Here is an 11,838-nt window from a genome sequence, read left to right as displayed (position 1 = left end):
ATATACGTTTCTCACTATGAGTCCGGCGTCACTTCCCCATCCGGCGGTTGCGGTATCGGCGACCCCGGTGGTAAAAGCCTCCGACGACGAGGGGCGACGACTCCACTACGGCGAGTTCTACGGTCTCCGCGACGCCCCCGCCGGCGCCGGAGTCGTGGTCGGCAACTGCCAGGCGGAGTCGCTGCGGATCGTCATCGACACGCCCGGCACTCCCACGGTGCGGGTGCCGCCCGTGCACGAGATCGCCCCGAGCGAGGTGCCGCTCCTGCACCGACTGATCTCGCGGGCGCCGTTCCTCGTCGCTCAACCGGTGCGCGACGACTACCACGGCCTGCCCCTGGGCACCGGGCAGCTGCGCGCGCTCCTGCCTGCCGGGGCACGCGCGGTGACCGTTCCCATCGTGCGCTACACCGGGCTGCAGCCCTTCCAATGGGTGATCCGGGTGCCGGAGGTGCCCGAGCTCCCGCCGTACGTCGACTACCTCGACGTCCGGCAACTGGCGCTCGCCGCCGGTCTTCCGCTTGCGGAGCGACTCGATCGCGATGCGGTGCGCGCGGTCGCCGGCGACGCGCTGGCCGAGCTGCGTCGCCGCGAGGACGACCTCGACGTCGCCGCATCGGATCTGTTCTCCCGGCCGACCTTCGATCACATGCGCACGGTCAACCACCCCGGCAACCCGATCTGGCTCGGGCTCGGGGCGCGCGTGCTCGAGGCGCTCGGTTCGCCCCATTCGCCGACCGACCCCGGTCGCCCGCTGCTGGCGGGCGTGCAGGCGCCGAGAGAGGCGTGGGTCGCCGACGCCTGGGGCCTTGCCGACGAACCCACCGACTTCTGGCTGATCGCAGGAGAGCGGGTCGCGGCCGCCGAGGTGCGCGAGGCACAGGGCGCCTGGTATCGCGACCACCCGATCTACGTCGAGCGCGCCGTGGGCCGCCTCGCCCCGTTGCTGCGGAGGTGGCGCGGATGACGGCACGGCTCCCCCGGGTGGTCGTGCACGACGTCGATCAGCACGGCGTCGCGACCTACGCGCGCGACGTGGCCGACGCGATCGCCGACGCGGGATTCTCCGACCTGGCGGTGCTCCGCGGCGAGCTGGCATCCCTCGCCGTCGGCACTCCCCTCCACCTGCAGTTCACCGATCGGCTGTGGGCCGGCTCGCCCGAAGACGCGGCGACGATCGTGACGCGGCTGGCCGCGCAGCATCCGCTCTCGGTCACGTTCCACGACGTGCCGCAGCCGTCCGACGGCGAGCGCAACCTCCCGCGCCGCCTCGCGTGCTACCGCGCCGTCGCGCGAAGCGCGGTGGGGGTCGTCGTCAACAGCCGGCACGAGGCCGAGCTGCTCCGCGAGCACGACGTGCGTGCGGAGCGCGTGGGCGTGATCCCGCTGCCGGTCGACCTGGCTGCCGCCGGAGAGCCCCACGCGACCCACGCGAGCGTCGGAGTGCTCGGGTTCTTCTACCCCGGTAAGGGGCACGACGAAGCGTTGCGGGCGGCCGCCGGCGCCGGGATCGGATCGCTGTCGATCCTCGGTCGTGCCTCCGACGGCCACGCCGCCGACCTCGAGGCCTTCGTGCGGGGAGCCGCGTCACAGGGCGTCGCGGTCGAGGTCACGGGGTACCTCGACGACGGCGAACTGCTGCGACGCTGCCGGACGACCGGCGTTCCCGTCGTTGCCCACCGCCACGTCTCGGCCTCGGGCTCGCTCGGCTCGTGGATTGCGGCCGGGCGCCGGCCCGTGGCGAGCGCGAACCGCTACATCGCCGAGATGGCCGCGCTCCGCCCCGGCACGGTGACCGTCGCCGACCCCGAAGCGCTGACCTCCGCGGTCGGCCGGGCGGCGCAGCATCCGGAATCCACCTGGCTGTCGACCGCGACGGTGCCGCACGGACGGCGCGATGTCGCCGAGGCCTACCTCGACTGGTGGGCGGGGCTCGCGTGGTGAGACCTCCGTTCGGCACGACGGTGCCCGGCAACCGGTGGGATCTGGTGGCGGATGCGGCGCCCAACCCCTGGCCGTCGGTCACGGTCATCGTCACGCATTTCGAGCAGCCCGGGGAGCTCGCCCGCACCCTCGCCGCCCTCGCCCGCCAGGACTATCCGGCCGCCCTCATGCAGGTGGTCGTCGCCGATGACGGCTCGGCCGTGGCGCCCGACGTGCCCTCCGGAGTGGACCTCGTGCGCCAGGAGGATCGCGGATTCCGTGCCGCGGCCGTCCGCAACCTCGGGGTGACCCGGGCCACCGGCGACGTGCTCTGCTTCCTCGACGCCGACACGTCGCCAGAGCCGGGCTACGTGCGGCGGATGACGCGGCTTCCGGCGCTGCTGCCCGAGACCGTCACGGTCGGACGCCGTCGCCACGCAGAGCTCGCCGAGCAGCCCGTCGACGCGCCGATCGAGACGGCCGGACCGGCCCACCGGCTGCCGGAACCCGCGTGGCTCTCCGAGGCCTACGAGCGCTCGCGAGATCTGCTGGATGCCGACGACCGCTCGTACCGGTACATCATCGGGGCCGCCTTCGCCTGCACCCGCTGGTTCTTCGACGAGATCGGCGGAATGGACGAGAGCTTCGACGAGTACGGCGGCGAAGACTGGGAGTGGGCGCACCGAGCGTGGCAGATCGGGGCGATCTTCGCCCACGTGCCCGACGCGGTCGCGTGGCACGACGGTCCGGAGTGGGCGGGGCGGATGGCCGACCCCGAGGAACGGGTGCGCCGGGGCAACGTGCAGACGCTGCTGCTGAGCGGACGCATCCCCGTCGACGGCTCGCGGGGAACGGGAGTGCTCTCCCCCGTCGCCGACATCGTGTTCCGCCTCCACGGGCGGTTCGACGACGCGGCCACGTTCGTCTGCGTGGATGCGCTGCTCGCGGCGTTTCCGCGCGCCCGGGTCGAGCTCGAGCACGGGGCGCCGGCTCCGGTCTTCGCCGCCGACCCTCGCGTCAGAGCGATCGACCCCGCCTCTCCCGCCGCTCGCGTCGAGGTCGACCTGGCGGGCCCGGTCGTGCTCCCGGCCGACCAAGCCCTGCTCGAGCGTCTGCGCGCGCTCGGCACCGGCGATGAGGACGAACTGGAGATCCGCTCGAGCGAGGGCGTCGTGCTCGCTCGAGCCGTGAGTCGTCGGTCGCGCGCGCGGCGTGCCCGCTGGGGCGACGAGGCGGCGGTGCGCGTCGGCTCGATCGCGATCGACGGGGCCTTCCCGCTCCGCCCGCACCCGCGCGTCGAGCCGCACGTCGGCGGCTGGGCCGGGCCCGACCACCTGCGCTAGCGGGGTCGGGCCTGACCGGGTCAGCCCTGGTCGGCGTTCCACTCCGACAGGCGGGTGAGCTCGTCGATCTCGTCGGCGGTGAGATCCACGCGCGCGCTGTCGAGGAGGCCGCCGACCTGGTCGACGCGGCTGGCGCTCGCGATCGGCGCGACGACCGTCGGCTGCGCGCGCAGCCACGCGAGAGCGGTCGATGCGATCGAGACGCCGTGCGCCTTGCCGATGCCCTCGAGGGCGTCGATGATCGTCAGTCCCTGCGCGGTGGCGTACTTCGCCGCCCCCTGAGCGCGCGGCGACGACTGGCCCGTCGCGTCGGTCGAGCGGTACTTGCCGGTGAGGAAGCCGCTCGCCAATGCCGAGTACGGCACGAGTCCGAGGCCGAATTCCTCGGCCACGGGCACCACGCCCTCCTCGACCTCGTTGCGGTGCACGAGGTTGTAGTGCGGCTGCACCGCGACGGGGAGGGCGCTGCCCGCGGCCTGCGCGTAGCCGATCCACTCGCGGATACGGGGGCCGGTGTAGTTCGACACGGCCGTGTAGCGAACGAGCCCGTCCTTCACGAGGTCGCCGAACGCGGCGACGGTCTCTTCGAGCGGCACGCTCTCGTCATCGAAGTGGGCGTAGTAGAGATCGATCGTGTCGACGCCCAGGCGCTTCAGCGAGGCTTCGGCGGCGGCGCGGACGTTCGCTGCGGACAGCCCCCGGAACTGCGGGTGCTGACTCACCTTGGTCGCCACGACGACGTTCTCGGGGCGGCGCGAGGCCAGCCATTCGCCGATGAGGGTTTCGCTCTCGCCGCCCGAGTTGCCCGGCGCCCAGGCGCTGTACGCATCGGCGGTGTCGATGAAGTCTCCCCCGCCCGCGTGGAACGCATCGAGCACGGCGAACGAGGTGTCGCGGTCGGCCGTCCAGCCGAACACGTTGCCGCCGAGGGAGAGAGGAAGGACGTCGAGGTCGCTGTTACCGATTCGTGACATGTTCGCGTCAACGCGCGTGACGCGCGGCTATTCCCGCATCCATTCATCGGAATACTCCGGCGGCCGCGACCGTTGTCGTGAGCATGGAACGTTTCGGCACACTCTCGTTCGGTCACTACGGCCCGCTCGGCGGGGGCCATCAGCTCACCGCCCGCGACTCGATGCATCAGGCGATCGACCTCGCCCAGGGCATGGACGAGCTCGGCGCCGACGGCATCTACTTCCGCGTGCACCACTTCGCGCGCCAGCAGGCATCGCCCATGCCGCTGCTCGCGGCGATCGCCGCGAAGACGCAGCGCATCGAGCTCGGCACCGGCGTGATCGACATGCGCTACGAGAACCCGCTCTACCTTGCCGAAGAGGCCGCGGCGGTCGATCTCATCAGCGACGGAAGGCTCGCCCTCGGCGTGAGCCGTGGGTCACCCGAGTCGGTCGTGCGCGGCTACGAGGCGTTCGGCTACACCGGGTCGACCGACCCGCGCGGTGCCGACATCGCTCGCGAGCACTTCGACACGTTCCTTCGCGCGATCGACGGCGAGGGCTTGGCCGACCGCGATCCGCACAGCCCGTTCGGGGGCGGCGTGGGCCGCCAGGCCATCGAGCCGCAATCGCCGGGCCTGCGGTCGCGCGTCTGGTGGGGTGCGGGTAACCGCGACAGCGCCGAATGGGCCGGACGCATGGGTGTGAACCTGATGTCGTCGACCCTGCTGACCGAAGACCGCGGCCTGCCCTTCGACGAACTGCAGGCGCAGCAGATCGACGCGTTCCGCGCCGCCTGGCGCGACGCCGGCCACGCGGGCACTCCCCGCACATCGGTGAGCCGCAGCATCTTTCCGCTGACGACGGCCGAAGACCACATGTACTTCGGCGGCCGCCAGGACGGCGACCAGGTCGGCATCATCGACGGCACCCGCTCGACGTTCGGCAAGACCTACGCGGCCGAGCCCGATGTGCTCGTCGAGCAGCTGCTCGACGATGCCGCGATCCGCACCGCCGACACCCTCATGCTCACGATCCCGAGCCAGCTGGGCGTGGAGTTCAACCTCCGCATCGTCGAGTCGTTCGCGAAGTACGTCGCGCCCGCACTCGGATGGCAGGGGACACGGCAGGCAACGACCTAACAGCACGTGCGCCGCGCCCGCACATCCACGCACTTTTCGCACTCACCCTGCGAGACCGCCGTAGTCCGCGGGTGGAGCGCATTTGAGCGGCGTGCGGCGTGAGGACAGAAGAAGGGGCGGACACCCACATTGGTGTCCGCCCCACAGTTTTCCCAGTCCTTCATCGCTCTCCCCCCCTCCCACAGGAAGGCCTCCAGAGCGAGGTCTTGCTCAGAAGCTGCGAGTAGATGGGGAGTGGTGTCGGGGATGGGCATCCGTGCGGAGTCCCACTTTGTCCTGCTGTTAGCGACTCGCTCGCTGTTCAACGGCAGTGAAGTCCTTAGAGGTCGGCGCGGTCGGTGCGGGCGCGAGGTGCCATTTCTCGAGGTCAACCGCATAGGCCTTGCCATCGGCTTCCCAAAACTCCTTCTCGCCAGTGATGACGGTCTGCCCGGGCTTACCATCTGGGTTGGTCGCCTCGGGGATGCGGGTGGCCGTTGCACCCGGCTTCGGTTGCGGTGTAGCGGGGGTGAGGGTCGCGGCAGCCAGCACGCCGATGAGGCTGAAGCTGAGTAAGCCGATGCCAATAGCGATCAGAGTCACCCGGCGCTTGGTCTTCGCCTCGTTGAGGTGGCGCTGCTCGCGCTGGTCGTCGGCAGCGTCGGCACGCGATCGGTCAGCGTAATCACCTGCGTTCGTTCTCTTGGTATCCATGAAAGTCCTCCTGTTGTGTGGATAAGAGGAATATCAGCGGGCTTGAGCTACCAGCGCGGGAGACCGTTCAGGCTCAGGACGGCGATGCGGCTGGCAACGTGATGCCGTCGCCACTGGACCGACGCTTCCGGAGACAGAGCTACGCCCAGCTAGCTGCATACAGATGCAGCTAGCTGGGCGTACTACTCGAGCGGAACTAGCGCGTACTAGACGGCCTCGACGCAGAGCGACGACGCGCTTCCGCTGCCGCTGCGGCAGCGAGCGTTACTGCGAAGAGAACGAAAAGAGCTATTCCGATGTAGGGAGGCGTCATTCCCATGACGCCAAGAACCGTAGCGATAGCCGCTAGCACACCGATCACAATAAACGCCCATCGGTACAGCCGCGGAGTGATCCGATCAACGAGCATAATCATCTCTCCATCTTATCGAAATTACGGGCAGTGGTTCGTGCCTCGCGGCTCGACGAACGGCCCATGATAAATCGGATTGAAGTTGTAGCCCAAGCAGTTTCCAGCATCATTGATCCCCTTAGCGACGGCGGCGGTAAGACCAAACCCCGCTGCGCAGAGACCGCCAATGATGATGTTGACCGCGGCGCAGCCTGCGGCGACCGCGGTGGCACCCTCTGCTGAGCCAGCGGCAATCGCGGAAGTCTCGGTGCGGTTGAAGTAAATCGAGCACCATCCGATGCCACACTCGCTTGTTGGGTCTGCTACGACGGGGAAAACGGCGCCGGCGGTGTCGATGTGCTGCGTAAGCACGTTGCCCTCGACTGTGTAATGCGTCGGCAGTTCAACACCGTTCGCATCCCGAGCCCAAGGTGCCGCGATCAGGTTGATACCCGCACCGCTGCTATCGGACACCAGCGCGCTACCGTCCTCGAGGAGCGACAGCGAGTCACCATCCGTACCGATAGCAAATTCGTGGCTGGTAGGCGCAGAGTCGTTCTCGAGGACGACGTACCCTGCGTTAGTTCCGCCCGCCCCAATGCCCACGACATACCCGTGGGACTCGTCTGTGTATACGGTTGCCCCCGTGGCCGTGTCACCGTACGTCGGGGCCTGTTGTCGATCAACACCGACCTCGCGGCCTTCTTTATCGTTGCTAATGCGCGCATAGATAACCGCACGCTTACGGGCGTCCTCAACTAACGCTTCCGATGCCATATGCCCATTACGCATTACGCAATCCCAACGCAGCTGGGCGTGGAGTTCAACCTCCGCATCGTCGAGTCGTTCGCGAAGTACGTCGCGCCCGCACTCGGATGGACGTCGAAGACGGCGACTCTCAGCGGATAAGCCACGATCGACCTCTCGGTAGGGTCGGGCGCATGACGAGCGACGCAGGCCCTTCCGACGACGCCTGGGTCTACGTCCCGTCGTCGGCGCTGCCCGACCCCGAGACCTACACCGATCTCGGCGCGGTCATCGTGGACGGCGAGACGTTCGGCGTGCGCCGACGTGAGAGCGACGGGTCGCACCACTACGACTGGATATCGGGGCCGAATCCCGGGTACGGCTTCAGCGTGTCAGGCGGTGGCGCGCCGGTCGGCGAGGAGTGGCATGTGCGCGCCATCCGCGACTTCCTGGCCGGGATAGACCCCGCCACGGGATACCTCTCCGACCCCTGAGGCCGCACCGCGCATCGGCGGGCCGCTCGTCCGCGCCTGCTCGACTCCCACGGCGCCTTCGGCTGGGGGGACTTGACACACCCTGTCGAGCCTCGTAGGTTCATTACTCAAGTAACGAACCAAAGGGGTTGCATGCTCGACGACGGTAAGCCGATCTTCCAGCAGATCGCCGAGAGCATCGCCGACGGAATCCTCGCCGGCACCTACCCCGAGGGCACGCAGGTGCCCTCGACGAACGAGCTCGCCGCCTTCCACCGCATCAATCCGGCCACGGTGGGAAAGGGCCTCGGGGTGCTGGTCGACCGCGAGGTGCTGCACAAGCGCCGCGGTCTCGGCATGTTCGTCAGCGCGGGCGCCCGCCAGCGCGTGCGCGACGAACGCACCGCCGCGTTCCGCGCGGCGTTCGTCGCCCCGCTGCTCACCGAGGCACGCTCGCTCGGCCTCGACCTCGAAGACGTCCACCGCATCATCGATCACGAAGGGTCCGCGTCATGACACAGCCCGCCATCCGCTTGTCGGAGGTCTCCCGGCACTTCGGCCGGGTCCGAGCCCTCGACGCCATCACCGTCGACATCCCCCAGAACGCCATCACGGGGCTGCTCGGTCGCAACGGAGCGGGGAAGACCACGCTCATGTCGATCATCGCGGGGCACGACCGCGCCGACTCCGGCTCGGTGAGGGTGCTCGGATCCGATCCCTTCGAGCGCGCGGCGGTCATGTCGTCGATCAGCTTCGTGCGCGACAACCAGCGCTACCCGGAGGACTTCACGCTCCGTCACCTGCTCGAGGTCGCGCCCCTCTTCCACGCGGGCTGGGACGCCGACGTCGCCGAGAAGCTGGTGTCGGGGTTCCGGCTGCCTCGCAAGACCACGGTCAAGAAGATGTCGCGAGGTCAGGCGTCATCGCTCGGCATCGTGCTCGGGCTCGCGTCCCGCGCCCCGGTGACGATCTTCGACGAACCGTATCTGGGGTTGGATGCTACGGCCCGCCGGTTCTTCTACGACGCCCTCATGCAGAACTACATCGACCACCCCCGCACGATCATCGTGTCGACGCACCTCATCGACGAGATGGAACCGCTGCTCGAGCACGTCGTGATCGTCGACGGGGGCCGACTCGTACGCGAGGCCGCCGCCGACGAGCTCCGCGGCAGCGCGATCACTCTGAGCGGGTTGACCGCCACCGTCGACGACCTCGCCGCCGGGCATCGCGTGCTGCAGCGCCGGACCGTCGGCGGACTCAGCTCGGTGGTCGTCGAGGCGACCGACGCCGACAGCATCACGGAGCGTGCGACCCGCGCCGGTGCGCAGGTCTCCCCCGCGACCCTGCAAGACCTCGTCGCGGCTTACGGCGTCGAGGCCGAATCCCTGGAAGGAACGCACGCATGACCGCCACAGCCCTCGCCCCCTCCCGCGCTTCCGGGCCTGTCGACGTCTTCCGGCTGCACTTCGCCCAGCGCGCCATGCTGCTGCTCACCCCTCCCGGCATCATGCTCCTGGTCTTGGTGATCACCGCGATCATCGCGGTCGTCTTCTGGCGTCTCGGGTTCGAGCCCGGCAGCGCCGAATGGGTCGCGAACAGCCGCAACAATCCGGCCGTCACGTGGGCTCTCCCGGGATTCTTCGGCTGGATCGGCGTGCAGACCGTCTCGCTGACCTTCCCGCTCGCGCTCTCTCTCGGCAGCACGCGGCGCACCTTCGTCGCGGGGACGGTGCTGACGCACATCGCTCTCTCGCTCTACGTCACGGCGCTGCTGCTCGTGCTGCTGGGCCTCGAACAGGCGACGGGCCACTGGTTCTTCCACATCTATGTGACCGATGTGGTGGTGCTCGGCTCGGGCAACCCGTTCCAGCTGGCCGTCACCGCGTTCCTCGGCGCGCTGCTGGTGCTCTCCGTCGGCGGCGCCATGGCGGCCGCCTGGGTGCGCTTCGGTGCTCTCGGACCCACCGCACTCGCCGCCGCCGCCGTGATCGCCCTCGGCATCGTCGCCATCGTGCTCGTACCCGTCTTCGACGCGTTCCAGCCGTGGTGGCTCGCGGTGGCCTCCGTCGTGGTCATCGCTCTGTCGATCGCCGGTCAGTACGTGTTCCTGCGTCGCGCCTCGGTGCGGTGAGATCCGAGGCGGGGCTCGTCGCACCTCTCCGGGCCGACTCATCACGGCACGAACAGCGGGTCAGTCGCTGAAGTCCTCGGGGTCGATGCCCTCGAGGAACCGGCGGAACTCGTCGACCTCGTGCTCGTCGGCCGCCGGCTCCGAGACCGTGTCTTCGACGCCCGCGACGTCGAGCACCTCGTCGGCCACCCAGATGGAGGTGTGCGTGCGCGACGCGAGCGCGATCGCGTCGGACGGCCTGGCGTCGATCACGCGGAGCCCGTGAGGGGTGAACAGCGTGATCTCGGCGAAGTACGTGCCGTCTTCGATGCGGGTGACCTCCACGCGCTCGACCTCGGCCTCGAGCTCGTGCAGCATGCTCGCCATGAGATCGTGTGCGAGCGGCCGGGGCGTGATCGAACCCTGCACGGCCACGAGGATCGCGGTGGCCTCCTGCTCGCCGATCCAGACCGGCAGCATCCGCCCCTCGGCTGCGGGTTCGTCGACGGGTTTGAGCAGAATGACGTGCTGCTGCTCGGTGTCGCGCGCGACGCCGATCACCCTGACCTGAACCATGGTGCCTCCCGTCGCGCTCGAACTGCGATTGTCAGCCATCGTACGACCGTTCCCTCTGGGTGGGGTGGCTTCGCCCGTCGCGGACGGCGCTCCCCTGTCGCTTTCGGCGGGCCAGTCCCACTATTCGCGACAGGCGAGCGCACTGTGGAACGCTCGCCCGTCGCAGATGGTGGGTGCCGCTCGCCATTCGCGACAGGGGAAGAGGGACGGGGCTGGGGAAGAGGGACGGGGGTCAGGGGGCGAGCACGCCGGCGACGTCGTCCCACCAGGCGGTGTACGCGGCGCGGTGGGCGGGTCGCCGCGCGTCGGCCTCGTCGCGGATGCGGGGGCGCGCCGCATCCAGCCCCTCGACGAGGGTGCGAGCGCGGGTGTCGAGTTCGTCGAGCGTGGCCGTGGCAGGCTCGCCCCAGTGGCCCAGCACACCGCTGAGCTTGATCTGCGTGTAGGCGTCGGCCACGAGCCCGAGCGTCGGCACACCGGCCGGCGCCGCGAAGACGGCCGGGTGGTACCGGCTCGTGATCAAGAGGGCGGCGCTGCGAGCGAGCGCGGCGGAATGCAGCGAGTCGCCGGTGGGCACCACCTCGCTCGGCGCCGTGAGGTGCGCGCGGATGCGCTCGTGCAGCGCCGCGTCGCCGCGCGGCTCGGCGTCGGCATCGAGCGGGCCGAAGTGGGCGTGGAAGCGCACGGGACCTCCGACGACGCTCGCCGCGTGGTCGATGAGACGGGCGATGGATGCTTCGACCTCGGCCGGCGGGCGATGGTCGAACCAGCCCGAGACGCTCACCACGATGCCCGACCGCTCGTCCGCTCCGTCGCCGCCGAGGAACGACGCGTCGTCGACGCCCAGGCGCACCGGCACGTCCCACGACGCGGCGAGCGCTGCCGACGTCGGCTCGCGCACGGCGGCGAGCGCCGCGGTGCCGAGGAGTTCGCGCACGGCCGCGGCGTCGGTATCGATGAGGTCGGGGCCGAGCGTCTGGCCGCTCACGACGACGGGGAGGCCGAGGCTCCGCCCCATCGCGGCGAGGGTGCCGCGTTCGTGGATGTGCACCGGCCACCGCGAGGCGAGGTTGCCGCCGCCGGCCACGAGCACGCCCGTCGCCGCCTGGACGGCCTCGACGACGGCGGTCGCGGGGTCGCCTGTCGGAAGTGCGAGACGACCGGATGCGGCGGCCACCAGCAGCTCCGACCGTGCGGCGGCTGCGGCGCGATCAAGACCGGCGAAGCCCAGGCGGGGGACGGCGCCGACGCCGTAACGGGCGGCCGATTCGTCGGGCGCGGACGACACCCCCACGACGTCGACTCCCCGGGCGGAGAGCTCGGTCGCGGCGGCTTCGAACATCGCCTCGTCGCCGATGTGCATCATCCCATCGACCACGCCGATGTCTCCGATGACGATGACGGACATACAACAACCTCCGGGTAGATGTGAAGAACCTCTCCACGCTACTTGTGCGTCAGGTTCGCCGGATACCATTCGAAAC

Annotated in this window: 13 protein-coding genes; 8 read left to right on the top strand and 5 right to left on the bottom strand. The window is 69.7% G+C overall.

Translation table 11 applies throughout. The annotated features are described in order from the left end of the window. Window positions 1-67 precede the first annotated feature (67 nt). Genes ABTU82_RS11395 through ABTU82_RS11385 form a run of 3 tightly spaced genes read left to right on the top strand, consistent with a single transcriptional unit; the run spans window position 68 to window position 3,266 of the window. Window positions 68-967: a WcbI family polysaccharide biosynthesis putative acetyltransferase gene (locus tag ABTU82_RS11395; RefSeq protein WP_407173552.1), complete on the top strand. Its 900-nt coding sequence runs from the start codon at window positions 68-70 to the stop codon at window positions 965-967. Further along, entirely contained in the window at window positions 964-1,944 is a 981-nt protein-coding gene (locus ABTU82_RS11390) for a glycosyltransferase (protein ID WP_407173551.1), read from the top strand. The genes ABTU82_RS11395 and ABTU82_RS11390 overlap by 4 nt, the downstream gene beginning before the upstream one ends. Then, entirely contained in the window at window positions 1,941-3,266 is a 1,326-nt protein-coding gene (locus ABTU82_RS11385) for a glycosyltransferase family 2 protein (RefSeq protein WP_407173550.1), read from the top strand. Before ABTU82_RS11390 ends, ABTU82_RS11385 begins: the two co-directional genes overlap by 4 nt. Before the next feature lie 20 nt (window positions 3,267-3,286). On the opposite strand, the gene ABTU82_RS11380 is transcribed toward ABTU82_RS11385, so the two are convergent. Next, a complete protein-coding gene (locus ABTU82_RS11380; RefSeq protein WP_407173549.1) occupies window positions 3,287-4,240 on the bottom strand; it encodes an aldo/keto reductase in 954 nt (317 codons plus the stop codon). Between the two features lie 83 nt (window positions 4,241-4,323). Here ABTU82_RS11380 and ABTU82_RS11375 point away from each other — a divergent pair, with 83 nt between their 5' ends. Beyond that, a complete protein-coding gene (locus ABTU82_RS11375; protein ID WP_407173662.1) occupies window positions 4,324-5,361 on the top strand; it encodes an LLM class flavin-dependent oxidoreductase in 1,038 nt (345 codons plus the stop codon). A 282-nt stretch (window positions 5,362-5,643) separates the two neighbouring features. Here the strand turns inward: ABTU82_RS11375 and ABTU82_RS11370 are convergent, their stop codons facing one another. Together ABTU82_RS11370 and ABTU82_RS11365 are read right to left on the bottom strand one after the other, a co-directional pair. Then, window positions 5,644-6,054, bottom strand: coding sequence for a hypothetical protein (locus ABTU82_RS11370; protein ID WP_407173548.1), 411 nt, complete (start codon window positions 6,052-6,054; stop codon window positions 5,644-5,646). 433 nt (window positions 6,055-6,487) lie between these two features. Beyond that, complete coding sequence (locus tag ABTU82_RS11365; RefSeq protein ID WP_407173547.1) at window positions 6,488-7,222, bottom strand: hypothetical protein; 735 nt, start codon at window positions 7,220-7,222, stop codon at window positions 6,488-6,490. Between the two features lie 164 nt (window positions 7,223-7,386). Between ABTU82_RS11365 and ABTU82_RS11360 the strand changes: the two genes are divergently transcribed. From ABTU82_RS11360 to ABTU82_RS11345, 4 genes are all read left to right on the top strand, one after another. Further along, complete coding sequence (locus tag ABTU82_RS11360) at window positions 7,387-7,686, top strand: hypothetical protein (protein WP_407173546.1); 300 nt, start codon at window positions 7,387-7,389, stop codon at window positions 7,684-7,686. 132 nt (window positions 7,687-7,818) lie between these two features. Then, complete coding sequence (locus tag ABTU82_RS11355) at window positions 7,819-8,181, top strand: GntR family transcriptional regulator (RefSeq protein WP_407173545.1); 363 nt, start codon at window positions 7,819-7,821, stop codon at window positions 8,179-8,181. Continuing rightward, window positions 8,178-9,074, top strand: a complete 897-nt coding sequence (locus tag ABTU82_RS11350; RefSeq protein ID WP_407173544.1) for an ABC transporter ATP-binding protein — start codon at window positions 8,178-8,180, stop codon at window positions 9,072-9,074. Before ABTU82_RS11355 ends, ABTU82_RS11350 begins: the two co-directional genes overlap by 4 nt. After that, window positions 9,071-9,799: a hypothetical protein gene (locus ABTU82_RS11345; protein ID WP_407173543.1), complete on the top strand. Its 729-nt coding sequence runs from the start codon at window positions 9,071-9,073 to the stop codon at window positions 9,797-9,799. Before ABTU82_RS11350 ends, ABTU82_RS11345 begins: the two co-directional genes overlap by 4 nt. 60 nt (window positions 9,800-9,859) lie before the next feature. Here the strand turns inward: ABTU82_RS11345 and ABTU82_RS11340 are convergent, their stop codons facing one another. After that, window positions 9,860-10,393: a bifunctional nuclease family protein gene (locus ABTU82_RS11340; RefSeq protein ID WP_240606897.1), complete on the bottom strand. Its 534-nt coding sequence runs from the start codon at window positions 10,391-10,393 to the stop codon at window positions 9,860-9,862. Between the two features lie 193 nt (window positions 10,394-10,586). Further along, a complete protein-coding gene (locus tag ABTU82_RS11335) occupies window positions 10,587-11,762 on the bottom strand; it encodes a polysaccharide pyruvyl transferase family protein (protein ID WP_407173542.1) in 1,176 nt (391 codons plus the stop codon). Window positions 11,763-11,838: the final 76 nt, after the last annotated feature.

It is taken from the genome of Microbacterium deferens, assembly GCF_045517775.1.
Taxonomy (GTDB): domain Bacteria; phylum Actinomycetota; class Actinomycetes; order Actinomycetales; family Microbacteriaceae; genus Microbacterium.
Note: the sequence above shows the minus strand (reverse complement) of the source record. Positions and strands in the feature narration are given on the sequence as shown.